This is a genomic window from Vibrio sp. RE86, assembly GCF_013114545.1.
Lineage (GTDB): Bacteria > Pseudomonadota > Gammaproteobacteria > Enterobacterales > Vibrionaceae > Vibrio.
Window position 1 is genome coordinate 1 of the sequence record NZ_VTXI01000028.1, and the last position, 23,632, is coordinate 23,632.

The 23,632-nt window shown below is 45.1% G+C and carries 25 protein-coding genes and 7 tRNA genes; 6 read left to right on the plus strand and 26 right to left on the minus strand.

Annotation, left to right across the window (positions count from 1 at the left end; translation table 11 throughout):
- From F0231_RS19215 to fkpA, 9 genes are all read right to left on the minus strand, one after another.
- A partial coding sequence (locus F0231_RS19215) for a GTP-binding protein (protein WP_253817141.1) occupies positions 1-143 on the minus strand: 143 nt, incomplete at its 3' end.
- 154 nt (positions 144-297) lie between these two features.
- Positions 298-2,397, minus strand: coding sequence for an elongation factor G (gene fusA, locus F0231_RS19220; RefSeq protein ID WP_171761309.1), 2,100 nt, complete (start codon positions 2,395-2,397; stop codon positions 298-300).
- A gap of 156 nt (positions 2,398-2,553) precedes the next feature.
- Positions 2,554-3,024: a 30S ribosomal protein S7 gene (gene rpsG, locus F0231_RS19225; protein ID WP_004415829.1), complete on the minus strand. Its 471-nt coding sequence runs from the start codon at positions 3,022-3,024 to the stop codon at positions 2,554-2,556.
- Between the two features lie 118 nt (positions 3,025-3,142).
- Positions 3,143-3,517: a 30S ribosomal protein S12 gene (gene rpsL, locus F0231_RS19230; protein WP_004399892.1), complete on the minus strand. Its 375-nt coding sequence runs from the start codon at positions 3,515-3,517 to the stop codon at positions 3,143-3,145.
- 187 nt (positions 3,518-3,704) lie between these two features.
- Entirely contained in the window at positions 3,705-3,980 is a 276-nt protein-coding gene (gene tusB / locus F0231_RS19235) for a sulfurtransferase complex subunit TusB (protein ID WP_171761310.1), read from the minus strand.
- 7 nt (positions 3,981-3,987) lie between these two features.
- Positions 3,988-4,344, minus strand: coding sequence for a sulfurtransferase complex subunit TusC (gene tusC, locus F0231_RS19240; protein WP_171761311.1), 357 nt, complete (start codon positions 4,342-4,344; stop codon positions 3,988-3,990).
- The gene (gene tusD, locus F0231_RS19245) at positions 4,341-4,736 is read right to left on the minus strand and encodes a sulfurtransferase complex subunit TusD (RefSeq protein WP_171761312.1); all 396 of its coding nucleotides are present in this window, start codon (positions 4,734-4,736) and stop codon (positions 4,341-4,343) included. The genes tusC and tusD overlap by 4 nt, the downstream gene beginning before the upstream one ends.
- On the minus strand, positions 4,733-5,455 hold the full coding sequence (locus F0231_RS19250) for a transcriptional regulator (RefSeq protein ID WP_008075289.1): 723 nt from the start codon (positions 5,453-5,455) through the stop codon (positions 4,733-4,735). The genes tusD and F0231_RS19250 overlap by 4 nt, the downstream gene beginning before the upstream one ends.
- Before the next feature lie 171 nt (positions 5,456-5,626).
- Positions 5,627-6,415, minus strand: coding sequence for an FKBP-type peptidyl-prolyl cis-trans isomerase (gene fkpA, locus F0231_RS19255; protein ID WP_171761313.1), 789 nt, complete (start codon positions 6,413-6,415; stop codon positions 5,627-5,629).
- A gap of 137 nt (positions 6,416-6,552) precedes the next feature.
- Here fkpA and F0231_RS19260 point away from each other — a divergent pair, with 137 nt between their 5' ends.
- Positions 6,553-7,533, plus strand: a complete 981-nt coding sequence (locus F0231_RS19260) for a WD40 repeat domain-containing protein (RefSeq protein WP_171761314.1) — start codon at positions 6,553-6,555, stop codon at positions 7,531-7,533.
- A gap of 21 nt (positions 7,534-7,554) precedes the next feature.
- Complete coding sequence (locus F0231_RS19265) at positions 7,555-7,782, plus strand: SlyX family protein (protein WP_171761315.1); 228 nt, start codon at positions 7,555-7,557, stop codon at positions 7,780-7,782.
- 26 nt (positions 7,783-7,808) lie between these two features.
- Here the strand turns inward: F0231_RS19265 and F0231_RS19270 are convergent, their stop codons facing one another.
- The 9 genes from F0231_RS19270 to tsaE all read right to left on the minus strand — a co-directional run bounded on the left by F0231_RS19270 (position 7,809) and on the right by tsaE (position 17,161).
- Positions 7,809-7,994 (minus strand): DUF2065 domain-containing protein, encoded by a 186-nt coding sequence (locus F0231_RS19270; protein WP_171761316.1) that lies wholly within the window; start codon positions 7,992-7,994, stop codon positions 7,809-7,811.
- A gap of 61 nt (positions 7,995-8,055) precedes the next feature.
- The gene (gene hflC / locus F0231_RS19275) at positions 8,056-9,033 is read right to left on the minus strand and encodes a protease modulator HflC (RefSeq protein WP_171761317.1); all 978 of its coding nucleotides are present in this window, start codon (positions 9,031-9,033) and stop codon (positions 8,056-8,058) included.
- Between the two features lie 2 nt (positions 9,034-9,035).
- A complete protein-coding gene (gene hflK, locus F0231_RS19280) occupies positions 9,036-10,226 on the minus strand; it encodes an FtsH protease activity modulator HflK (protein WP_171761318.1) in 1,191 nt (396 codons plus the stop codon).
- 45 nt (positions 10,227-10,271) lie between these two features.
- Positions 10,272-11,561, minus strand: coding sequence for a ribosome rescue GTPase HflX (gene hflX / locus F0231_RS19285; RefSeq protein ID WP_171761319.1), 1,290 nt, complete (start codon positions 11,559-11,561; stop codon positions 10,272-10,274).
- Positions 11,562-11,603: 42 nt separating this feature from the next.
- Positions 11,604-11,864: an RNA chaperone Hfq gene (gene hfq, locus F0231_RS19290; RefSeq protein WP_004415850.1), complete on the minus strand. Its 261-nt coding sequence runs from the start codon at positions 11,862-11,864 to the stop codon at positions 11,604-11,606.
- A 187-nt stretch (positions 11,865-12,051) separates the two neighbouring features.
- The gene (gene miaA / locus F0231_RS19295; protein WP_171761320.1) at positions 12,052-13,002 is read right to left on the minus strand and encodes a tRNA (adenosine(37)-N6)-dimethylallyltransferase MiaA; all 951 of its coding nucleotides are present in this window, start codon (positions 13,000-13,002) and stop codon (positions 12,052-12,054) included.
- Complete coding sequence (mutL, locus tag F0231_RS19300; RefSeq protein WP_171761321.1) at positions 12,999-14,963, minus strand: DNA mismatch repair endonuclease MutL; 1,965 nt, start codon at positions 14,961-14,963, stop codon at positions 12,999-13,001. Before mutL ends, miaA begins: the two co-directional genes overlap by 4 nt.
- 15 nt (positions 14,964-14,978) lie before the next feature.
- The gene (locus tag F0231_RS19305; protein ID WP_171761322.1) at positions 14,979-16,703 is read right to left on the minus strand and encodes a LysM peptidoglycan-binding domain-containing protein; all 1,725 of its coding nucleotides are present in this window, start codon (positions 16,701-16,703) and stop codon (positions 14,979-14,981) included.
- Positions 16,697-17,161 (minus strand): tRNA (adenosine(37)-N6)-threonylcarbamoyltransferase complex ATPase subunit type 1 TsaE, encoded by a 465-nt coding sequence (gene tsaE, locus F0231_RS19310; protein WP_171761323.1) that lies wholly within the window; start codon positions 17,159-17,161, stop codon positions 16,697-16,699. Before tsaE ends, F0231_RS19305 begins: the two co-directional genes overlap by 7 nt.
- A 209-nt stretch (positions 17,162-17,370) precedes the next feature.
- On the opposite strand from tsaE, the gene queG reads away from it, so the two are divergent.
- A complete protein-coding gene (queG, locus tag F0231_RS19315; protein ID WP_171761324.1) occupies positions 17,371-18,483 on the plus strand; it encodes a tRNA epoxyqueuosine(34) reductase QueG in 1,113 nt (370 codons plus the stop codon).
- 616 nt (positions 18,484-19,099) lie between these two features.
- Here the strand turns inward: queG and F0231_RS19320 are convergent.
- The 7 genes from F0231_RS19320 to F0231_RS19350 all read right to left on the minus strand — a co-directional run bounded on the left by F0231_RS19320 (position 19,100) and on the right by F0231_RS19350 (position 19,815).
- Positions 19,100-19,175: transfer RNA gene (locus F0231_RS19320), tRNA-Gly, on the minus strand.
- A 36-nt stretch (positions 19,176-19,211) separates the two neighbouring features.
- A tRNA-Gly gene (locus tag F0231_RS19325) sits at positions 19,212-19,287 on the minus strand.
- Between the two features lie 37 nt (positions 19,288-19,324).
- Positions 19,325-19,400, minus strand: a tRNA-Gly gene (locus tag F0231_RS19330).
- Positions 19,401-19,419: 19 nt separating this feature from the next.
- Positions 19,420-19,496: transfer RNA gene (locus F0231_RS19335), tRNA-Met, on the minus strand.
- Between the two features lie 45 nt (positions 19,497-19,541).
- Positions 19,542-19,617: transfer RNA gene (locus tag F0231_RS19340), tRNA-Gly, on the minus strand.
- Between the two features lie 3 nt (positions 19,618-19,620).
- Positions 19,621-19,697 (minus strand) — tRNA-Met (locus tag F0231_RS19345).
- Positions 19,698-19,739: 42 nt separating this feature from the next.
- Positions 19,740-19,815 (minus strand) — tRNA-Gly (locus F0231_RS19350).
- Between the two features lie 299 nt (positions 19,816-20,114).
- On the opposite strand from F0231_RS19350, the gene F0231_RS19355 reads away from it, so the two are divergent.
- Positions 20,115-20,825, plus strand: coding sequence for a hypothetical protein (locus tag F0231_RS19355; protein WP_171761325.1), 711 nt, complete (start codon positions 20,115-20,117; stop codon positions 20,823-20,825).
- Between the two features lie 41 nt (positions 20,826-20,866).
- Here the strand turns inward: F0231_RS19355 and orn are convergent, their stop codons facing one another.
- Entirely contained in the window at positions 20,867-21,412 is a 546-nt protein-coding gene (gene orn, locus F0231_RS19360) for an oligoribonuclease (RefSeq protein ID WP_171761326.1), read from the minus strand.
- Positions 21,413-21,539: 127 nt separating this feature from the next.
- On the opposite strand from orn, the gene rsgA reads away from it, so the two are divergent.
- Positions 21,540-22,595, plus strand: coding sequence for a small ribosomal subunit biogenesis GTPase RsgA (gene rsgA, locus F0231_RS19365; RefSeq protein WP_171761327.1), 1,056 nt, complete (start codon positions 21,540-21,542; stop codon positions 22,593-22,595).
- A 111-nt stretch (positions 22,596-22,706) separates the two neighbouring features.
- Positions 22,707-23,621 carry an archaetidylserine decarboxylase gene (gene asd / locus F0231_RS19370; protein ID WP_171761328.1) on the plus strand — a complete coding sequence of 305 codons (915 nt, stop codon included), beginning with the start codon at positions 22,707-22,709 and terminating at the stop codon, positions 23,619-23,621.
- Positions 23,622-23,632 lie beyond the last annotated feature (11 nt).

Here is a 23,632-nt window from a genome sequence, read left to right on the forward strand (position 1 = left end):
GCGAAGTCTTTCGCTTCACCGCCGTACACTTTTGAAAGAGTAGTACAGATTGCAGCAGTTAGAGTTGTTTTACCGTGGTCAACGTGGCCGATAGTACCAACGTTAACGTGCGGTTTAGTACGTTCAAATTTTTCTTTAGACACGATCGTGTTCCTTCCTAGTTATGATTCGCCACGATCCGAATTGATCGAGACGCGCCAGAAATTGCTATTTTATGCGCCAACGTGAGTCAGCGCAATATTTGGACGCATTGATCTTTAAAAAAAGCCGGACTTTTTTACAGATCAAGACGTTTTATTAGTAACCACGCGCTGCAATGATTTTATCTGCAAAGTTTTTCGGTACTTCAGCGTACTCGTTAAACTCCATAGAGTAAGACGCACGGCCTTGAGTTGCAGAACGAAGGTCAGTTGCGTAACCAAACATCTCAGATAGAGGTACTTGAGCGCGGATGATCTTAATACCAGCCACACCGTCATCCATACCTTCGATCATGCCGCGACGACGGTTAAGGTCACCAACAACATCACCCATCCAATCTTCAGGAGTCGTTACTTCAACATTCATCATTGGCTCAAGAAGAACAGGTTGTGCTTCTAGTGAGCCTTTCTTGAATGCCATTGAGCCGGCGATCTTAAACGCCATCTCGTTAGAGTCAACATCGTGGTAAGAACCATCAAACAGCGTTGCTTTAATGTCTAGTACTGGGTAACCCGCTACTACACCACTGTTCATTTGCTCTTCGATACCTTTTGATACCGAGCTGATGTATTCCTTAGGAACCACACCACCCACAATTTCGTCAACAAAGACAAAACCTTCGCCAGGTTCAGATGGCTCCAGTTTGATCCATACGTGACCGTACTGACCACGACCACCAGATTGACGAACAAATTTACCTTCAACTTCCGCGCTACCACGGATAGTTTCACGGTAAGCAACCTGAGGTTTACCTACGTTACAGTCAACGCTGAATTCACGCTTCATACGGTCAACGATGATATCTAGGTGAAGTTCACCCATACCAGAGATCAGAGTCTGACCTGTTTCGTCGTCCGTTTCTACGCGGAACGATGGATCTTCTGCCGCTAGTTTACCTAGTGCAATAGCCATCTTTTCTTGATCAGCAACAGAGCGAGGCTCTACTGCGATTTGAATTACTGGATCAGGGAATTCCATGCGCTCTAGAATCACTTTGTGGTTCTGGTCACATAGCGTATCACCTGTCGTGACGTCTTTAAGGCCGATTGCTGCTGCAATATCGCCAGCACGAACTTCTTTGATCTCATCACGCTTGTTCGAGTGCATCTGTACGATACGACCAAAGCGTTCTTTCTTCTGCTTAACAGAGTTGTAGACTGCATCACCAGAGTTCACGACACCAGAGTAAACACGCATAAACGTTAGCGTACCTACAAATGGGTCAGTCGCGATCTTAAATGCTAGCGCTGAGAACGGTTCGTTGTCGTCTGCATGACGCTCAACTTCGTTGTCATTGTCATCAACACCTTTAATCGCAGGAACGTCTACTGGTGAAGGCAAGTATTCAACAACTGCATCCAGTACCGCTTGAACACCTTTGTTTTTGAATGCACTACCACAAGTAGCCAGTACAATTTCGTTATTTAGTGTGCGAGTACGCAGAGCTTGTTTGATCTCAGCTTCAGACAGTTCGCCCTCTTCAAGATACTTATCCATTAGCTCTTCAGTTGCTTCAGCAGCTGATTCAACTAGGTTGGCACGCCACTCTTCCGCTTCTTCAAGCATATCAGCTGGGATATCTTCGTAAGTGAAAGTTGTACCTTGGTCTGCTTCGTTCCAGTTGATCATCTTCATCTTGATCAGGTCGATAACACCCTTAAAGTCTTCTTCCGCACCAACGTTTAGTTGAATTGGAACAGGGTTCGCACCAAGACGGTTTTTGATTTGATCAACAACACGTAGGAAGTCAGCACCTGCACGGTCCATCTTGTTCACAAATACCATACGTGGAACGTGGTATTTGTCAGCTTGACGCCATACAGTTTCAGATTGAGGTTCAACACCTGAAGAACCACAGAACACAACAACAGCACCATCAAGTACGCGCAATGAACGCTCTACTTCGATCGTGAAATCTACGTGTCCAGGAGTATCGATGATGTTGATGCGGTGGTCTTGGAATTGTGCTTCCATACCACGCCAGAAAGTTGTAGTTGCAGCAGAGGTGATTGTGATACCACGCTCTTGCTCCTGCTCCATCCAGTCCATGGTAGCAGCGCCATCGTGAACTTCACCGATTTTATGAGAAAGACCAGTGTAGAACAGAATACGTTCACTTGTGGTTGTCTTACCTGCGTCTACGTGAGCGACGATACCAATATTACGGTAGCGCTCAATAGGTGTTTTACGAGCCACGATTGAATCCTCTTGAATTAGGGACTATTGCTATTTCTAGATGATTGTAGGATTGCTTTGGGCAATTTTCCTTACCCCTAGATATAGCAATAGTTCCTAGGCTTGCGCATAGGAACTAGAGTAGCGCCGCGAAGAGTATCGCGGCACTGAAAGGTATTACCAACGGTAATGTGCGAACGCTTTGTTTGCGTCAGCCATGCGGTGAACGTCTTCACGTTTCTTAACCGCAGTACCTTTGTTCTCAGACGCGTCTAGCATTTCAGCAGCTAGGCGTTGAGCCATAGATTTTTCACCACGCTTACGCGCAGCTTCAACCAACCAACGCATAGCAAGTGCGTTACGGCGAACCGGACGTACTTCTACAGGTACTTGGTAAGTTGAACCACCTACACGGCGAGATTTAACCTCTACCGCTGGGCGAACATTTTCAAGAGCTTCTTCAAATACAGCTAAGTGATCTTTACCAGATTTCTCAGCCATTGCATCTAGTGCAGTGTAAACAATTTTCTCTGCAGTAGATTTTTTACCGTCAACCATTAGGATGTTAACGAATTTTGCCAGCAGTTCAGATTTGAACTTTGGATCTGGAAGGATCTTACGCTGACCGATGACGCGACGACGTGGCATGGAATTTCTCCGTTGTCTTATTCTTCAGGTTATCCAAAACTTTTCAGTTTCTTCAAAAATTAAAATTTAATTTTAGTGTTTGGCCTTACTTAACGCTTTTCTTCAGAAGAAAAGACGATTAAGACTTAGGACGCTTCACACCGTACTTAGAACGACCTTGTTTACGGTCATTTACGCCAGCACAGTCAAGTGCACCACGTACTGTGTGGTAACGTACACCCGGAAGGTCTTTAACACGACCGCCACGGATTAGAACAACTGAGTGCTCTTGAAGGTTGTGACCTTCACCACCGATGTACGAAGTTACTTCGAAACCGTTTGTTAGACGTACACGACATACTTTACGTAGTGCCGAGTTAGGTTTTTTAGGTGTAGTAGTGTAAACACGAGTACATACACCACGTTTTTGTGGGCACGCTTCTAGTGCAGGCACGTTGCTTTTAACAACTTGCTTTGCACGTGGCTTACGTACCAACTGGTTAATAGTTGCCATTAACTAGCTCCTGATTTACTTAAAAGTAAGCTTTGTGAAAAATCTATCCCTACCTACCAGTGGCAGTTAGGGACGCAAAATTCTATTCAGCAGTGAGAGGTGTGTCAAGAAATATACGGATCTTTTTTGTTCAATTCAGGCGAACAAGGTGTAAACGTCCAGCGACACAAACTGGCAGAGGGAATAATCACTCCCAAGTGATCGAATTTGAGTGCTTAATAGTGAGTTCAACGAAGCCGTCATAGTCGACTAAATTGGCATTTGGCGTGATTCTATTTTCGATGCCTCGAGCCATGCTATCCGCGCTCAACACGAAGATTTCTAACCCTTTGATCTGACGATAGGCTTTATGCTGAGAGTTAGCTGCATACACGGCTTGTTCAATCAAAAGTAAGCTGTCTCCCTCACGGAAAACATTCACGACATCCTCAAGCGCTGATACTGTTTTTACGATATGAAGCATAGAAGACCTAAAATGTGAGGATTTTGCCGCTCATGTGCAGCTTTTCTTTAAGTTCAGTAGGTGGCAGAGCCTCAGCATCAAGAACTAAGTCTGCTTGCGCCAGTCCACGCTCTTCTAAAGAAGCCTGACACACAAACACCTGCTCAATGTCGTACAAATCAAACAACTTCATCATTGGCGAATAATCTTTACTCAAAATGCCTGCTGTCTGCTGACCATGCAGTAACTGATAAACACCATCGCCCATAAATAGCACGCTGATATCTTCGCAATAGGCCGACGCCGCTAACAGCGCATCAACCCCTTCTCGGCCAGCAGAAGAGCTATGAGGCGCACTGCGAAAGAGATAAGTTAACTGACTCAAAACTGTACTACCCTATCTTGGACTAACATGGCTTCTGCAAGACTGCCCAGTCCAGCTTGTTCAAAGCCCTCAGCGAGATTGCTTTGACTTAAACCATGTTGGCTAGCTTCACCTTCACTGATGATTCCTCGACGCAGCGCTGCCGCGACGCAAGTTTCTAAACGCACATCATGTTCCGTTGAGAGCGCTTGCCAAGCTTTGACTAAATCAAATTCGTCATTAGCCGGAACGGTCAGTGCACTACCATTGGTCACACCATCTTGATAGAAAAAGACACTTACTAAAGTATGCCCTTTTCCAATCAATGCTTTGGCAAACTGATAAGCACTGCGCGCAGATTGGCTTCCGTAGGCAGAACCATTGACGACAAGAGTGTAAGTTAGTGTGCTCAACTCTCGTCATCCTCAGTCTTGCGCTGACGAATGTAAAGGTAAACCGTGTGCTTAGAAATATTCAAGCGGTCCGCAACGCGGTTAATTGCGTCTTTGATATCGAAAATACCCTTATCATACAGCTCCATCACGATCTGACGATTTTTGGTGTTATTTGATACCGACTTATCCGCATTAATTTCTTCTATCGTTCGTTCAACGGTTTGGTCCACCAGCTCTTCTACATCACTAGCAAAGTTTACAGATGATGCAGCTTGTTTCGCCTCTTCAGTTGGCATAAACGATTGCAGTACTTGCGAGAATGGCGCATCTAAATTGACGTTGATACAAAGCAGGCCGATAACTCGGTTTTCACCGTTGCGAATCGCAACCGTAATAGACTTCATCAGTACTCCGCCTTTCGCACGAGTGAAGTAAGAACGAGAGAAGTTGCGCTCTGAGCCTTCAATGTCACGCAGCATTTTTAGTGCGAGATCGGTAATTGGAGATCCCACCTGACGCCCTGTATTTTCTCCGTTAGCAATCTTAATCGCTGACGTATTGAGATCTTCTAAGGAGTGAAGAACGATTTCACAGAACGGGCCAATGAGGCTGGCAATACCATCCACCACTGCTTCGTACGATCTAAGAATGATTTTATCGTGCTCACTAAATGGCATCACATTGACAGATTCCATTTCGAGCAGCATATCCGTGTTTACTGTTTCTGTAGTTGTCACTTTTTTAAGCCTTCGAGCGAAAAATCAACAAATTGATGTAAGTTTATCAGAAATTTTGAAGAGAACACCTAGCTATACGAGCATCTAGTGATTTAGAACAAATATTTACTTCTCGAAAACAAAAAAGGCCCGACTTAAGTCAGGCCTTTGTGTTATCCGTTCAAGCGTAAATTATTGAACCGCTTGCTCACCGTTATCAATTTTCAGAAGCTCAACTTCAAATACTAGCGTTGAGTTTGCAGGAATTGTTGGTGTGTCTTGTTCGCCGTATGCAAGTTCTGGCGGGATGACAAATTTGAATTTAGAACCCACAGGCATTAACTGAACACCTTCAGTCCAACCTGGAATCACTCGGTTTAGTGGGAACGTTGCAGGCTCACCACGATCGTATGAGCTATCGAACTGAGTACCGTCAATCAATGTACCTTTGTAATGTACTTGAACAGTATCAGTATCTTTTGGCTGCTCACCTTCTGCTGGCGTCATCACTTGGAAAAGAAGACCCGTGTCAGTCTTAGTTACGCCTTCCTGCTTCTCGAACTCAGTACGGAAGTTATCACCCTCTGTTTTCGCTGCAGCGGCTTTTTCAGCAGCTTGCTTTTGCATTGTCTCAGCAACGCGCTTATCTAGTCCCTCAAGGGCTGCACGAGTCTCTTCTTCGTTTAGCTTTGGGTTACCTGCGAATACATGTTCAATACCTTTAAGTACAAGGTCTTTGTTCAAAGTAATACCAATTTCGTTTGGCTTATCAAGACTCGTATTTAGGTAGTTAGCAAAAGAAACACCGATAGCGTATGCCGCTTTGTCATCTTCTGATTTAAAGTGAACCGCTTTACCTGTTTCAGCTTGCACCTGCTCTACTGCTGGTGCTGGCTCTGCTTTTGGTTCTTCTTCTTTTTGACAGCCAGCAGCTAGCGCAACAGTTGCAGCAAGCAGTGACACTTTAAAAATCGATTTCATTAAATTCTCCAATTAATGGCTAACCATTTGTCTTTGTGCACAAATCTCGAATTAACACTGGTGCACATAAGCATGTTGTACCAATATAACCAATATGCGTTTTAATTAAACGTAAACCAAGCGGATATTTGGACTTAATGCGTATAATTTTTAACTCACTATTCATACTAATTGTCATCTCTGCGTTAAATGGGTGTTTTTTCTCCACTCAAGACGCACAGCGCTGGACCATTGAACCACAAGGTACAACCAGCTTTGCACTCAGCCGAGACGCCAGATTCGCACTTCTCTACTCAAAAGAGCATCAACTTGTGCTTTGGGATCTGATCGAAAGCCAAGAGCTTGCCTCTTTAGGCGCTCAAGACCCACAGTCTAGCACCGTCTCTCGCATTCGGATTTCTGACAACGGCCGCTTCGCCGTTACCGCAACACAAATTAATTTTGCAGTCTGGGATTTAGCCTGGACGCAAGCCGAAGGGCTTTGGTCTATTTCCGATGGCCTGATCCGTGACGTTGACATAGCAAGTAATGGTGACCAAGTATTGCTTGGCCTTTCTAATGGCAAATCCATCTACGTCAACTTAGTCACCGGACGCCGCTTAGAGTTCCTCGCTCACAATGAAAAAGTCAATTCTGTTGCTTTATCACCGAATGGTCGTTTTGCCCTCTCCGGCGGAAACGACTACAAAGCTTACTTGTGGAACACCGAGACTGGTCAAATACTGCAAACCTTTGAGCACGAACAACGAGTCAACCGCGTAGCACTTCATCGTGATGGAAAGTTAGCGTTCACTTCAGATGGAGGAAACCAAGCGAGAGTTTGGGAGATTCCATCTGGAAATGAAGTTTCCCAACTCAGTAGCTTCTCTCGTCAGTTGATTTTTTCCAGTGCCCGCTTTTCCGATGATGGACTTCACCTAGTCACAGGCACACCGTCAAGTCGCATCATGGTTTGGGATACGCAAACAGGGAAAAAGGTGGATGGTTTTGAGGCCGAGCCATTAAAAGATACTCGCCCTCCACGTGCAGTGGTGTATGATGCAGCCTTTGATAGCGAGAACCGCGTCATATCTGGCACTTCAGCCGGCATAGCCCAAGCTTGGGACGTAGACTATTAACCTGACAAAGAACCGTTAGCGATGACAGAAAAGCGAATTGAACAGTTAGAAAGCCGTGTGAATGACCTAGAGTGTCAATTAGCTTTCCAAGAGCAAACCATTGAAGAGTTAAACGATGCGTTAAGTCAGCAGCAACTACTTATCACTAAGATGCAAGATCAAATGAAGTATGTTGTAGGCAAAGTAAAAAACATGGATTCATCCAACCTTGCTGACCAGTCACAAGAAACACCACCACCACACTACTAAGTGACGATTTGGCTAGCAACCTTACGCTAGCCAAACATATAAGCAATCACGGCTCCCGCCACCACTAAACAACCTCCGATTCTTCTCAGTTGTTCATCAGGCTGTTGGCTCAATTGCGCGACCATATTACGCCAGCCATTGGGAGCGATAAGAGGACCAAGCCCTTCGACGATTAAGACCAAACCAAACGCTAGCCACAATGAATTAGACATCTCTTTTCCTTACAAAAAATAAAGGCTCCACATGGGAGCCTTTATCGTATCTTAATTGCGATTATTTCGTTTCTGCACCAGAGGCATTATTCATGTACTGGAAGAAGTCACTCTTCGGATCCAATACAAGAATATCACTCTTGTTGCTGAACGATTTCTCGTACGCTTTCAGAGAACGCATAAAGCCGAAGAACTCAGGGTCTTTGTTGTAAGCATCCGAGTAAATCTTCGCAGATTTTGCGTCAGCTTCACCTCGAGTCACACGTGCAGTCTTATCCGCTTCCGCTAGAACTGTTGCCACTTCTAGGTCAGCTTGTGCACGGATAACTTCTGCTTTCTCACGACCTTGAGAACGGTGACGACGAGCAACAGACTCACGCTCAGCTCTCATACGACGATAGATAGACTCGCTGATTTCATCAGGCAGGTTGATTTTCTTCATTCGGAAATCAACGATCTCAACACCTAAATCTTTCATCGCACTGTCTCTCGTGCCTAGTAGAACGTTTTCCATGATTTGGTCACGTTCACCATCGATCTCTAATGCTTCTAGCGCCGCTTCCGTTGTTACTTCTTCACTGTCTGCACTTTCTGGAAGCACATCTTGGTTACGTGGACCAGACACAATCTGTTTGATCTCACGAGAACCGATTTCAGAACGTAGCACGTCGGTCACTTTACGTTCCAATAGTGCTTCTGCTGTTAGCGCATTACCACCACCTGTTGTTAGGTAGTAGCGGCCGAAATCAGAGATACGCCATTTAACGTATGTATCGATAAGAACGTCTTTTTTCTCTGATGTTACGAAACGGTCAGAGCGTCCATCCATCGTTTGGATACGTGCATCGAGTGTTTTCACACGGTCGAACAGAGGCATCTTAAAGTGAAGGCCAGGTTCGTAAATCTTAGATACACCGTTGTCATCTAGGACACGACCGAATCGGATTACTAGACCTCGTTCACCCTCTTGAATAACGAAGACTGACATAAGCAGTAGAGCAATCGTTACGACTAATACAGGGATCATTAACTTACGCATTCTTAATATCTCCCTTGACGTGAACCAGTTGTACGAGATTGCGAATCTGACGTTGAGTCAGTTGACTGGGTTTCAAGCTCAATTTGGTCGTAAGCTGAAGAAGACTTCGTGCTACGTTTCGTTTGAGTTTGGCTTTCGCCAGTTAACTTATCGATTGGTAAATAAAGAAGGTTACCGCTCGACTCTGAATCAATCAGAACTTTCGATGTGTTGCTGTAAACTTCTTCCATCGTATCTAGGTACAGACGGTTACGAGTAACTTCTGGTGCAGCTTGGTACTCAGGTAGAAGCTTTTCAAACTGAGCCACTTGACCTAGCGCTTCGTTCACAACGCGCTCAGAGTAACCCAATGCTTCTTTCTTCAGACGCTCAGCACGACCAGTCGCTTTAGGAAGAATGTCGTTACGGTAAGCTTCAGCTTCACGCTCAAAACGCTCTTCATCCTCACGAGCTGCGATAGCATCATCGAATGCATCTTTTACTTGCTCAGGTGGACGTGCAGACTGGAAGTTCACGTCTACAATCACAACACCCATGTCGTAGCTATCTACGATTTCGTTTAGTGTCTCTTGCGTGCTTTGACGGATTTGCTGACGACCAGTGGTCAGAATGCTATCCATCAGAGAGTCACCAATCACTGCACGTAGCGCAGAATCTGTCGCTTGGCGTAAGCTGTCGTCTGCGTTTGTGACGCGGAAAAGGTATTTATATGGGTCAGCCACTCGGTACTGAACGTCCATCGCAACCGTCACAACGTTTTCATCTTTAGTCAGCATTAGACCTGATGAACGCAGTGAGCGAATCGCCTGAACGTTAACGGCTTCATACTCATCAATAAAACGAGGACGCCAGTTAAGACCAGGATCGACCACACGATCGTATTTACCAAGGCGTAGTACAACACCACGCTCAGCTTCACCGATAGTGTAAAAGCCAGCAAAGAACCAAATTGCTACTGCGATTGCTGCAATAACGCCTAAACCTAGTACGCTACCACCGCCGCCAATAGACGGTCCATTACCACCTTTGCCACCAAACTTTCCACCCAGTTTCTGACTCAGTTTATTAAACACTTCGTCCAAGTCTGGCGGTCCTTGATCACGGCCACCCTTGTTACCACGATTATTATTACCCCAAGGGTCATTATCGCGGCCATTGTTGCCGTTGTTATTACCAGGCTCATTCCACGCCATTAGAAAGCTCCATCATTTGATATGACGTTATACTCTAGCAGTCATTTAAGTAACTATAAAGTCACGTAAATCTGCCTCTTCTCTTTTTTCAAGTCTAGACCAATCCACTTGTTGCATCCGAACATCAATCAACAAGTTACCCTCTTGGTCATATTCTTCTCGTTGAATACACTTCATCTTAAAGAATGTACTACGAAGTCTGCCTTGATGTTGTGGCGGAATTCGCATTTGGTGCTGAACCATCTGACTAGCCAAACGATCCGTCAGCGCATCAAATAAGAGCTCAATACCCTTACCTTCCATCGCTGAAACCCAAACCGTGTGAGGGACACCTTCGTCGTCTCTATCGATTCGAGGTTTTTGACCTTCGAGGTTATCGATCTTATTCATGACAACCAATGTCGGTATTTCATCCGCATCGATTTCAGCTAAGACATCATGAACAGCTTGAATATTCTCACGAAAACGCTCGTCACTGGCATCAACAACATGTAACAAAATGTCAGCTTCTTGCGTCTCTTGAAGTGTTGCTTTAAACGCTGCAACCAAGTCGTGCGGTAGGTGACGAATGAACCCCACCGTATCGGCCAATATCGCAGGACCAACATCCGCTAGATCGATCTTACGTAACGTAGGGTCCAATGTAGCAAACAGCTGATCTGCGGCGTATACACCCGCTTCTGTAATTCGGTTAAATAGCGTTGATTTCCCTGCGTTAGTATAACCAACGAGAGAAACTGTCGGGATTTCCGCTCGACTTCTTGCACGGCGACCTTGTTCACGTTGCTTAGCTACTTTCTCTAAGCGACGTAATATCGTCTTAATACGTACACGCAATAAACGTCGGTCAGTTTCTAACTGAGTTTCACCTGGACCACGTAAACCGATACCACCTTTCTGTCTTTCAAGGTGAGTCCAACCACGAATTAATCGAGTAGAGATATGGCGTAGCTGAGCAAGTTCAACTTGTAGCTTACCTTCGTGGGTACGGGCACGCTGAGCAAAGATGTCAAGGATAAGACCAGTACGATCTAAAACACGACACTTACACAACGCTTCGAGGTTACGTTCTTGGGCAGGAGAGAGGGCGTGATTAAAGATCACAATATCAGCTCCAGCTAATTGCACAGCCTGCGCAATTTCCTGAGCTTTACCCTCTCCGACATAGTATTTAGGGTGTGGTGACTGGCGACTTCCGGTTACAACTTGTAACGCAGATACGCCAGCAGAAGAGACCAGCATCTCAAACTCGCTGAGATCTTCCCACTCCCCTTCTTGCGTGAAGTTGATATGAACAAGTACGGCTCGCTCACCGGCTTCATAACGGTCAAACAAGCAATCAACTCCTTAAAATATGTCTCGGTAATTCAGAGATAATTAATCTTCTGATTTTTCTGGACGATCACCTTGTGGACGATCACCGCTGTGGTGGCTCACTGGACGAGCAGGAACTACCGTAGAAATAGCGTGCTTGTATACCATTTGGTTAACAGTATTTTTCAGCAAGATTACGAATTGATCAAATGACTCGATCTGACCTTGCAGTTTAATTCCGTTTACAAGGTAGATTGACACTGGAATACGTTCGCGACGTAATGCATTTAAGAATGGGTCTTGTAGAGATTGCCCCTTAGCCATTTTTATTTTCCTTATTTTGTAATTTTGTTTTAGTTATTTAGCTAGTGGTGCGCTGCAGATAAATGCGGCCTTTGCTCTGAGCTAAACGAATAAAATAACACCCTGTTGTTACTTGTTATGACGACTTTGGATCGAAATTTCAAGTAACAGATCCTTTACAGGGTACATTCACGCAAAAGCGATCACATTATACACAGCTAAAACCTTCAGATGCTATGGCATTTGAAACAGTTTCTAACGCTTCGTCAATGTTCTCACTATCTAACCAAGTTAAATCATCCCAGCTGCGTAACCAGGTAATTTGTCGCTTGGCCAATTGACGGGTTGCACAGACGCCTTTAAACATAGCTTCATCTAACGTGCAGTTCCCATCCAAATAGTCCCACATCTGCCTATATCCTACGCAACGAATCGATGGAAGATCTGGATGAAGATCATCACGAGCGTACAAAGCACGCATCTCTTCTTCAAAGCCAGCATCTATCATCTTGTCAAAGCGCAGCTCAATACGGCGATGGAGCTCGGCCCTTTCCTTGGGAGCTATTGCAAACTGTTTAACTCTAAACGGCAGGCTGTCACCTTTGGTTTGAGTTAACTCAGTTAGAGTTTTACCCGAAATTCGATAAACTTCCAATGCCCTAGACAATCTTTGTGGATCATTAGGGTGGATTCGCTCTGCCGAAACAGGGTCGATCTTTTTCAGTTCATCGTGAAGCTTATCCCAACCTAAGGTCAATGCTTCTTGTTCGATCTGTTGTCGAATTTCAGGGTTTGCAGCAGGAAGTGGTGATAAACCTTCCAGCAATGCCTTGTAATAGAGCATGGTTCCACCCACTAGCAACGGGATCTTGCCTTGCTCTACGATCTTGTCCATTTCAATCAGCGCATCGCGACGAAAATCTGCCGCCGAGTACGCTTCAGTTGGATCTAAAATATCGATCAAACGATGTGGTGCTTGCGCTTGCTCATCAGCATCTGGCTTCGCGGTACCGATATCCATCCCTTTGTAGATCAACGCTGAATCTACAGAGATGATCTCAACCGGGAATTTCTTTCGTAAACGAATCGCAAGGTCTGTCTTGCCTGATGCGGTTGGCCCCATTAAAAACAGAGCCAAAGGTAATTCTTTGTTTTTCATAATTCTAAAGCTGCAATCGTTGCCGAAAAATCTACGGGTCTTACGAATGTCGAATCCCCTAATGGGAGGTTACCCTGCCAAAGCTGCTCGATATCAGCGATGATTTGAATCGCTTCCGACAAAGTGTAGTCGCTTTTCACTTGCGTGATCTGATCGCTCAACCAATTCGCGATCTGTGTATGATCAATAGCTTGGTGGGTCGACATCGTCAAAGCGGCGTAAGATAGCAGATCTGGAATCACTTGTTGTAAGTTTTGTTGTCTCAAAGGCTGCGGAACCCCCATCACCATTAACGCTTTACTACCGCGTGTTTTTAGTTCAATTCCAAATTGCTTTAATGTTGCTTCAAGCTGCGTTGCAATATCGAGCAACTCTTGATCCAGTTTAAGCGACAGTGGCACCAGCAGGGGCTGACTTTTTAGATTTCCTTGTTGAGTGGCTAATTGACCATTCACTCTCAGCCACTCCGCTTTCGCTAAGCTCACAAGACAAACACCTGACTTGTTGCCCATCACCACATAGCGTCCATTCGTTACACTAACAGCCTTACCCAAGCTTTCGACCACTTGATGTTCTACAGGTTCAGTTGTTTTTTGCTTTGCCGCCTCTGGCTGAGGCTCTACCTGGTAATCTGGCGTTTTAAGTAGCTCTTGGTACGCCTTAACTTCCTGACGGCTAGGTGCTGGTTCACTATAACGTTCAGTGACCCTTGGTTTAGATGCGGGTTTGGATTCATTCCACTCATGACGAGGCTTAGCTTCTTGGATTTGCTCTCGACTCTGTTGATAGTCAGCTTTTCCTGGGTAAGACGGCACTGACTCAATCGCTTGAAATTCTTGTGTAGATAATGGAGTTGCTGGCTTTGGCTGCTCAGCGACACTAACAGATTGCGTAGGCTCAACCTCTGATGACGGCGATTCGACATGAAATGCCGATGCTGTCTGTTCCGGTTTTTCAATGTGAGCGCTTTGCGCTAAGGCATCACTCAGCGCCTGATAAATGAAATCGTGGACCAGTCGAGACTGATGAAAGCGAACTTCATGTTTAGCTGGATGCACATTGACATCCACTTGGTGAGGGTCAAGTTCGATGAAGAGAACGTAGGTCGCAAATTGATCTGGGCGCAAGCTTGTTTCATAGCTTTGACGAATGGCATGATTGATCAGCTTATCACGCATCATACGACCATTAACGTAACAGTATTGAAGATCGCTTTGTTGGCGAGCACCTTCGGGCATAGTTATCCAACCGTGCAACTTTAAGCCTTGGTGCTCAAGCTCAATTTTGAGCATGTTACGCACAAACGCATTGCCACATACCGCAGCGATACGCTTCTCTTCCTGCGCCGGTGTTTTTGCGGCGCGGTACTGTTTGACAAGCTTACCGTTGTGTCGAAGGTTTATCGTGACATCAAATCGGCTTAGCGCAATACGCTTTAAGAGCTCATCAATATGAGTAAATTCCGTCTTCTCTGTTCTCAGGAATTTACGACGCGCAGGAGTATTGAAAAACAGATCCAATACTTCAACTGTGGTGCCAATTGGATGGGCTGCAGGTTGAAGTTTAACCTGCATATCACGCCCTTCACTATAAGCCGACCAAGCTTGCTCTTGAGTCGCTGGACGAGAAGTCATAGTGAGTCGCGCAACAGAACTGATACTCGCTAGCGCCTCACCACGGAAACCTAAGCTAATGATCGCTTCGAGGTCATCCAGAGTGTGAATCTTTGATGTCGCATGACGACTCAGCGCCAAGCCCAATTCATCTTTGACGATCCCTTTTCCGTTATCTCGTACACGGATCAGTTTGGCGCCGCCCTTCTCAATATCAATATCGATTCGAGTAGCACCAGAGTCTAAGCTGTTTTCTACCAGCTCTTTTACAACAGAAGCCGGTCTTTCGACCACTTCACCTGCTGCGATTTGGTTTGCGAGTCGAGCGGGAAGAATCTTGATCGTCATATCAACGTTTCACTATTAGTTGTGCGGAATGATCAATACTTGGCCTACTGCCAATTGATCAGAACGTAAGTTGTTCGCTTTGCGGATACCACTCACACTCACGCCGTACTTACTTGCGATCTTACCTAGGAACTCACCGCGCTTCACCGTGTGTTTGCGTAGTGGCTGATCCTTCATGCTCACAGTAATTTTTAGCTTCTGCCCTAGCTTCAACGTATCAGACTTGAGATTATTTTCTCGCTTAACCGCTGCGACCGACACTTTGTATTTAGCAGCAATCTTACCTAAGTATTCTCCACGTTGAACAACGTGTGTCAGTGTCTTAGTCTCTACAGGGTTCGTCACTTTAGGAACAGTTACCCCTTGCTTAGAGCCTGGAATAGTTAACACTTGGCCAATAGCAAGACTGCTGCTTTTCAGCTTGTTCGTCTGCATAATCGCTTTGGTTGATGTGCCATACTTTTTAGCAATCACTGAGAGCGATTCGCCACGAGCAACCTTGTGTTTTATGCTCTTGCCGCGATTAGCAAATAAGGTTCCTTCAGGCGGGTTTTCCTCGAAGTATTGAACAACAGCTTTGGTGACAGAGCGTGCCAATTTATCTTGGTGACTACGTTGAAAGAGCAGCCGTTCTTCCGTTGGGTTGGTGATAAATCCAGTCTCAACGAGAACAGAAGGAATATCCGGTGACTTCAGAACAGCTAGACTCGCGTTCACAGGCTCTTTCTTATGTAAGTGAATACCTGCTCGCGTCATCTCTTTTAGAATCTTAGTCGCTGCTTTGTAACCCTCTTTTTGAGAGTGGCTAAATTGCAAGTCCAACAAAGTCTGGCTTACATTTCTATCATTAGAGTTCTTTGCCAGTACATCACCCGCGCCACCTAAAAGCTGTGACTGCTGCTCGTGGTTCTCAACCCAGCGAGCAATTTCTGAGTTCGCACGACGTGTGTTCAAGACAAAGACGGAACCACCTCTTGGCTGAGGCGTACGAAAGCCATCAGCATGAATAGAGATTAAGAAGTGTGCTTTGTTTTTACGGGCGATTTCAGAACGCTTGTTGAGATTGACAAAATAATCACCACCTCGTGTCAGCACGGCCTTCATACCTGGTACAGCATTAATCTGCGCGGCAATTTTCTTGGAAATAGCTAGCGTGGCGTGCTTTTCATATTTTTTAGACGGGCCAATTGAACCAGGGTCTTCGCCACCATGACCGGCATCAATCGCAACGACGATATCTGCACTTCCCGAAAGCTGAGAAGCATCGCGACTTACAGAAGTCTTACTGCTAGTCGGTTGAGAGGCAGGTGTCGATGAAGTTGTAGAGCCATGAGGCATATCAATGACGAGTCGATGACCGTATTGACCACCCGGTGTTGGCGCTAGCTTGAACAACTGAGGCGTGACTTTTGTCTTGAGTTCAAACACCAAGCGATAAGTTCCCTTACTTGGTGGCGAGCTTTTTCGAATTTTTTTCAAGACTGGGCTATCAGAAACCGAAATCGGTAGCTTAGTGCTCAAAGAGGTCTGTTTTAAGTCTACGACCAAACGAAAAGGGCTAGAAAGCGTAAAATAGCTGTAATCAGCCTCTGACGATAGGTCAATTACGACTCGTGTTTCGTCAGGAGAAGGCCAAACGCGAATTCCCTCTAAAGCATTCGCGAAGGCATAATTGGATAGTAAGGCAAGAGCAAAGAGAAATGGAGCGAAAGTAGCTCTTAATAATCGACTGTTCAACATAACTCCAACTGTTCTAATAATTGACATCCATATTGATTATTTGCAGTCAGTTCAACCACACGCGCTTCACCGTTGTAACGGATATCAATATCCAAATCGGCTTCAGGTAGCATGCCATAGCCTTTCTCAGGCCACTCAACTAAGCAGATTGCATCAGGAGTAAAATAATCACGAATCCCCATAAATTCCAACTCTTCTGGGTCCGCTAAACGATAAAGATCAAAGTGATATACCTGCCACGCATCCAATTGGTACGGTTCAACCAAAGTGTAAGTTGGACTTTTCACGTTTCCTTGGTGGCCCAATGCTCTTACAAAGCCTCGGCTAAAGGTGGTTTTACCTGCACCAAGATCACCATGAAGATAGATCGTTGTCTGTTGCGAACAAAGCTTAGCTAATGAGGTCCCCAGTTGAATAGTTGCTTGTTCATCTTTTAGGGCAAATTGTTTTGTGCTCATGGGGGATTATCTCTAAAGGGTCTAGCCTGAAGGCCACATAAAAATCAAAAGAACAGGAATAGTAAACTGGGTTGGAATTAGGAGACAAGAGATCTTGTGTAAGTAAAACGAAAAATCAGCGATTTCTTGCCATTTTTCCTTTTTTATTGGCTAGATCAGGCCTATAAGATCCGTTAAGATCCTGCCCCCTTTACCTGAGGTGCGTCTGCATGAACTACCAAGAGCTCGTCGAAAAGATCAAAATTTGGGGCCAAGAACTCGGCTTCCAAAAAGTTGGTATCAGCGATATTGATCTCTCTGAGCACGAAGCTGCGCTGCAACAGTGGTTAGATGCAGGCTACCATGGTGAAATGGATTGGATGGCTCGTCATGGCATGATGAGAGCTCGCCCTGATGAACTGCTTCCTGGAACCGTTCGTGTCATAAGTGTGCGTATGGATTACCTTCCTCCAGAGGCACGTTTTGCCTCTAATCTATCCGATCCAACTCAAGCCTACATTAGTCGCTATTCGTTAGGTCGTGACTATCACAAGCTAATCCGCAATCAATTAAAAAAGCTTGGACAAAAAATTGAGCACGAAGTTGGACAGTTTGGTTATCGCCCCTTCGTTGACTCAGCACCGATCCTTGAACGACCGTTGGCTCAAAAGGCAGGTTTAGGCTGGACAGGCAAACACTCGCTCATCCTTGATAAAGAGTGTGGTTCATGGTTTTTCTTAGGTGAACTTCTAATTGACCTTCCCCTTCCTGTAGATGAACCAAGCCAAGATGAGTGTGGTAAATGTCGAGCCTGCATCACTTCATGCCCTACAGCCGCGATTGTCGACGATGGTGTAGTGGATGCAAGACGCTGCATTTCTTACTTAACGATTGAGTTTGATGGAGTGATCCCTGAAGAGTTCCGTAAGCCGATGGGTAATCGAATCTATGGTTGTGATGACTGTCAATTGGTGTGCCCTTGGAATCGCTTTTCTGAACTGACTCAGCAATCAGATTTCCATCGTAGAGAGGCCTTCGAAGACGCAAATCTCGTTGAACTGTTTCTTTGGGACGAAGCGACCTTCTTAAAAAATATGGAGGGTTCAGCAATACGCAGAATTGGTCATCTGCAATGGATGAGAAACCTCTCCATCGCGATGGGGAATGCTCCCTACTCACAGAACATTGTTGATGCGTTGAACGGCCGCTTAGGCCTGAGCCACATACTTGACGAACATATTCACTGGGCTTTAGAAGAGCAAACTCGTCAGCTTCCTACTAGCTCAACCAAATTAGATCGACTTATTCGTATTATCGAGAAGGGTTTGCCTAGAGATGCATAATACTTGCCGCATCAGACTGTAGATAAGTTGATTTAGCTCTAAAAATAGAAATGTGGAAAAAGCAACAGATAGTTACTCATTTTCTTACAGGTGTAGAAGTTAATCACAGTCACAATAAATGACCAGGATCAAAAAACAGTGACTTAATGATCGAACTTGCCCCTAAATAAACCTTCCAGAAAACCATTAAAGTCACTTAAAAACAACAACTTAACCAAAAACCCAGCGTGCGTAAGTAACTTTCAAAAACAAAAAGATCGTTTCAAAGGCACTTGGAAATCAGCGTTATAATGGTTTATACACCAAGTTATCCACACATTGGACGTTGTGGATAAGTCTGTTGACTGATGTGTAAACGCCTAGCTCACACTAGGTTTGCTATAGACTTCTAATCAGCACATCCCGTACTGGAAAATATAATTTAGACATAAAAATGCCCACCTAATGATTAGGAGGACTGCTTTTTATTTTTTGGGGTTCATGCTTCGCAGCATTAGCTAAAGAGCGGTGACCGTCTAGGTCGATTCAAATGGATATACATTTGAATGAAGAATTTGGAGCGTCTAGGCTGGATTCAGTCACGAGGTTCCTCGTGTAAGCCAAGCTCTCTTAAATTTGGAGCGACACACGAGGTTCGAACTCGTGACCTCAACCTTGGCAAGGTTGCGCTCTACCAACTGAGCTAGTGTCGCATTTTGTCACCGTTAAGTACGATGAAGACTATAAACTGGAGCGACACACGAGGTTCGAACTCGTGACCTCAACCTTGGCAAGGTTGCGCTCTACCAACTGAGCTAGTGTCGCATTTTGTCACCGTTAAGTACGATGAGGACTATAAATTTGGAGCGACACACGAGGTTCGAACTCGTGACCTCAACCTTGGCAAGGTTGCGCTCTACCAACTGAGCTAGTGTCGCATTTTCTCACAAGAGAAATTGGTTGCGGGGGCCGGATTTGAACCGACGACCTTCGGGTTATGAGCCCGACGAGCTACCAAGCTGCTCCACCCCGCGTCCGTATTGTGTCACCGTTTAAAGTACGATGAAGACTTTTAAATTTGGAGCGACACACGAGGTTCGAACTCGTGACCTCAACCTTGGCAAGGTTGCGCTCTACCAACTGAGCTAGTGTCGCATTTGGTTGCGGGGGCCGGATTTGAACCGACGACCTTCGGGTTATGAGCCCGACGAGCTACCAAGCTGCTCCACCCCGCGTCCGTATTGTCTCATCGTTAAGCACGATGACAGCTTTAAATTTGGAGCGACACACGAGGTTCGAACTCGTGACCTCAACCTTGGCAAGGTTGCGCTCTACCAACTGAGCTAGTGTCGCATCAACAACGTTTCCGTCGTTCAGGGCTGCGAATTATAAGAGCATTTTTTTGTGATGCAAGTCCTTCATGAAAAAAAAGGGCATTTTTTTTCTTATCGGATAAAAAGCACACATTTATCAATCAAAAAGCTTGAAAAGCATACAAATTATCAGTGCCAAATATCGCCTAAAGATCAAAATGAGAACTCCCACCACGGTTTTAGATCTCTTTGTCGCGAATAACTCCTATTTTTAATATAAATATCTGATATAGATTTACGTTGCTAAACAACTTCTTAACGTAGAAGAGGCTCAATTACATGCCGTTTCACTCAGCGCTAGTCAAAATCATTGCTCTTCTATCGCTAATGATCGTGTTAATTGGTTGTGGTTCAATGCCTAAAACCGTGCGTAACTTGGGTAAAAGTGATGTCGATTTCGTTATGGATGTTCACGCTAAACAGTTAAAAGCTCAAATGGTGGAGCTCACACGTAAACTTTATGTTCGTAACCCAATCCAATTAGCCAAAAACCCCGAAACCACTATCGAAGAGCGCATCGCTCAAATCTTTGGACCAGAAGACAGTATTTCACTACCTCCTCTAGTCTTCGAGGAACTCAATGGAGTGACTGGAATAGACGCTATCTTGCTCAGTTTTGATGAACAGTTTGAAGGTGATCGCGTGTTTGCAGCTGTGGTTGGTTTATCTGAAATGTTGCGTCGTTCATATAACCACCAGCAAGAGTTTTTCATCATTGATTCATTGGATGAACAAGCCCTTTATAACAGCGCAAGAAACATAGAGATTTTCGTCTGGAGGCTCTACCACCGTAAAGATGATAACGGTAACCCCCTCATCTACACCAACGCTACCACCGAATATGGCGGCGACATCAGCTTTGATCGCCTATTCACTAAAATGGTCATGATCCAAGATATGATGGCATTGATTGTGGCCGATAAGACCAATCGCGGTATAACGAAAGTCGCTCATGGTGTCGCACAATTTGTTTTCCTGCCCGTGCCGTAACGAGCAATAAAAAAACCAGCATTGGATGCTGGTTTTCAAGATTAGATAGAGATGATCGTTTTTCGGTAATACTGCAGTTCAGCAATGGACTCTCTAATGTCATCTAGTGCCAAGTGACTGCCCGTTTTACTAAAACCATCAAGCACTTCTGGTTTCCAACGACGTGTTAGCTCTTTCAGTGTGCTCACATCGACGTATCGGTAATGGAAATACTGTTCTAGTTCCGGCATGTGCTTGTATAAGAAGCGACGATCCTGTCCTACACTGTTGCCACAAATTGGAGACTTACCTTTTGGTACCCATTTCTCTAGGAACTCGATGGTTTGGCGAATCGCTTCTTGCTCATCAATTTGGCTAGCTCGGATTCGCTCTACTAGACCACTTCCTGTGTGCGTAGTGGTGCACCACTCATCCATTTTTTCCAACTCTTCTTCAGGTTGATGGATGGCAAGTACTGGTCCTTCAGCTAAAATATTCAGTTCACTGTCAGTGACAATGGTGGCGATTTCGATGACTTTGTGAGTTTCTGGGTCGAGTCCTGTCATCTCCAAATCAATCCAAATTAAGTTTTGATCGCTAAAGGACATAAATCGTTGCCTATTGGTTTTCTAATAAAAAAGGTACTATACCCAAATTCCGATACCCAAGATAGCTTGAGATACTGAGAAGCTTATTGGTATACCCAAACAAATTAAACAATTGAAGTAGAGAAACGTGGCTAAGAAGAAAAAGCTAACCAAAGGTCAGGTAAGGCGTGTTCGCCATAACCAGAAACGCAAGCTGAAGCAGGAAGACTCTGTCCAATGGGACGAGTCGATGCTTGGTAGCAGTAAATCTGGCCTGGTTATCACCCGCTTTGGACAACATGCTGATATCGAAGATCTCGAAACAGGTGAAGTACAGCGTTGTAACTTACGCCGCGGTATTGAGACGCTAGTATCAGGTGACAAAGTAATTTGGCGCCCGGGTCATGAGGCGATGGAAGGTATCAGTGGTGTGGTTGAAGCCGTAGAACCACGTACTTCAATCCTGACACGCCCAGACTATTACGACGGCCTGAAGCCTGTTGCTGCCAATGTTGATCAAATGGTGATCGTTTCATCGGTCTTGCCAGAGCTCTCTCTCAATATTATCGACCGTTATCTTGTTGCTTCTGAAACACTGAATATTGCTCCGCTACTTGTGTTAAACAAAATTGACTTGTTAGAGCCAGAGCAATTGAGCGAATACAAACAGTGGCTAACTGAGTACGAAAAGATTGGCTACAAGGTACTATTTGTCAGTAAGCAAACTGGCGAAGGCATCGCTGATTTGGAAGCTGAACTCAAAGATCGCATCAACATTTTCGTTGGACAATCTGGTGTAGGTAAGTCGAGCCTTGTTAATGCTTTGATGCCTCAATTCAATGTTGAAGAAGGTGCCGTTTCTGAGAACTCTGGCTTAGGCCAGCACACAACAACTGCATCACGTCTTTACCATATTCCAACAGGAGGCGATCTTATTGACTCACCTGGGGTTCGTGAATTTGGCCTGTGGCACTTAGAAGCTGAAGAAGTAACGAAAGCATTCGTAGAATTCAGACCTTACCTAGGTGGGTGTAAGTTCCGAGACTGTAAACACAATGACGATCCGGGTTGCGTTCTTCGCCAAGCTGTCGAAGAGGGTGAAATCAATCAGATCCGCTTCGAAAACTATCATCGCATTCTAGAGAGCATGGCAGAAGTGAAAGCGAACCGTCAGTACTCTCGAAGCAAAAAAGCGGATTTGTAACCGCAATTTTGTAAGCAAACTCTCGTAAGTGCTGACATTATCGGGCAATTTGAGTACTATCTCGCGCCCAGAATATAGTCAATCGTACAAATAGCATTGGAATTGAACGCAATGGATAAGATTAAAGTTGGACTACAATATTGGATCCCACAGCACGGTTTGACGCGCTTAGTGGGTAAGCTAGCTTCAGCAAAAGCTGGCGGTCTAACAACAGCAATCATCAAGTGGTTTATCAAACAGTACAACGTCAATATGGATGAGGCTCTGCACTCAGATCCTAAGCACTTCAAAACGTTCAATGAGTTTTTCGTTCGTGAACTAAAAGAAGGCGCACGTCCAATCACCGACGAAGCATCAGTCATTACTCACCCTGCAGACGCATGTGTTAGCCAGTTTGGCCCGATCACTGACGGTAAGCTTATCCAAGCGAAAGGCCACGACTTTACGGCTCAAGAGCTATTAGGCGGTGATGCAGCATTAGCTGAAGAGTTCGCTGATGGTGAATTCGCAACGCTATACCTATCTCCACGTGATTACCACCGTGTTCACATGCCATGTGACGGTACACTTCGTCAAATGATCTACGTTCCAGGCGATCTGTTCTCAGTAAACCCACTAACCGCTGAAAACGTGCCAAACCTATTTGCACGTAACGAGCGTGTAGTGTGTATCTTCGATACAGAATTTGGCCCAATGGCTCAAGTACTGGTTGGTGCAACCATCGTTGGTAGCATTGAGCAAGTATGGGCAGGCACAGTAACCCCACCACGCGGTAACTCTGTCTACAAATGGGATTACCCAGCAGAGGGCGACAAAGCGGTTATCTTGAAGAAAGGTGAAGAGATGGGCCGCTTTAAGCTTGGCTCTACCGTGATTAACCTATTTGCTAAAGATGCTGTGACGTTTGATGAAACGATGCAAAATGGTCAAGCGACAGTAATGGGCACACCTTATGCTCATACAGCGATAGCTGAAGAAACAGAAGCAACTGAAGCAACTGAAGCTACTGAAGCTACTGACAAATAATCTTAGCGACA

What these genes read in the sequence shown, in the direction of transcription:
- rpsG (WP_004415829.1), bottom strand. Translation starts at nt 3,024, where the DNA reads ATGCCACGTCGTCGCGTCATCGGTCAGCGTAAGATCCTTCCAGATCCA.
- rpsL (WP_004399892.1), bottom strand. Translation starts at nt 3,517, where the DNA reads ATGGCAACTATTAACCAGTTGGTACGTAAGCCACGTGCAAAGCAAGTT.
- tusB (WP_171761310.1), bottom strand. Translation starts at nt 3,980, where the DNA reads ATGCTTCATATCGTAAAAACAGTATCAGCGCTTGAGGATGTCGTGAAT.
- fkpA (WP_171761313.1), bottom strand. Translation starts at nt 6,415, where the DNA reads ATGAAATCGATTTTTAAAGTGTCACTGCTTGCTGCAACTGTTGCGCTA.
- F0231_RS19260 (WP_171761314.1), top strand. Translation starts at nt 6,553, where the DNA reads ATGCGTATAATTTTTAACTCACTATTCATACTAATTGTCATCTCTGCG.
- F0231_RS19265 (WP_171761315.1), top strand. Translation starts at nt 7,555, where the DNA reads ATGACAGAAAAGCGAATTGAACAGTTAGAAAGCCGTGTGAATGACCTA.
- F0231_RS19270 (WP_171761316.1), bottom strand. Translation starts at nt 7,994, where the DNA reads ATGTCTAATTCATTGTGGCTAGCGTTTGGTTTGGTCTTAATCGTCGAA.
- hflC (WP_171761317.1), bottom strand. Translation starts at nt 9,033, where the DNA reads ATGCGTAAGTTAATGATCCCTGTATTAGTCGTAACGATTGCTCTACTG.
- hflK (WP_171761318.1), bottom strand. Translation starts at nt 10,226, where the DNA reads ATGGCGTGGAATGAGCCTGGTAATAACAACGGCAACAATGGCCGCGAT.
- hfq (WP_004415850.1), bottom strand. Translation starts at nt 11,864, where the DNA reads ATGGCTAAGGGGCAATCTCTACAAGACCCATTCTTAAATGCATTACGT.
- miaA (WP_171761320.1), bottom strand. Translation starts at nt 13,002, where the DNA reads ATGAAAAACAAAGAATTACCTTTGGCTCTGTTTTTAATGGGGCCAACC.
- mutL (WP_171761321.1), bottom strand. Translation starts at nt 14,963, where the DNA reads ATGACGATCAAGATTCTTCCCGCTCGACTCGCAAACCAAATCGCAGCA.
- F0231_RS19305 (WP_171761322.1), bottom strand. Translation starts at nt 16,703, where the DNA reads ATGTTGAACAGTCGATTATTAAGAGCTACTTTCGCTCCATTTCTCTTT.
- tsaE (WP_171761323.1), bottom strand. Translation starts at nt 17,161, where the DNA reads ATGAGCACAAAACAATTTGCCCTAAAAGATGAACAAGCAACTATTCAA.
- queG (WP_171761324.1), top strand. Translation starts at nt 17,371, where the DNA reads ATGAACTACCAAGAGCTCGTCGAAAAGATCAAAATTTGGGGCCAAGAA.
- F0231_RS19355 (WP_171761325.1), top strand. Translation starts at nt 20,115, where the DNA reads ATGCCGTTTCACTCAGCGCTAGTCAAAATCATTGCTCTTCTATCGCTA.
- orn (WP_171761326.1), bottom strand. Translation starts at nt 21,412, where the DNA reads ATGTCCTTTAGCGATCAAAACTTAATTTGGATTGATTTGGAGATGACA.
- asd (WP_171761328.1), top strand. Translation starts at nt 22,707, where the DNA reads ATGGATAAGATTAAAGTTGGACTACAATATTGGATCCCACAGCACGGT.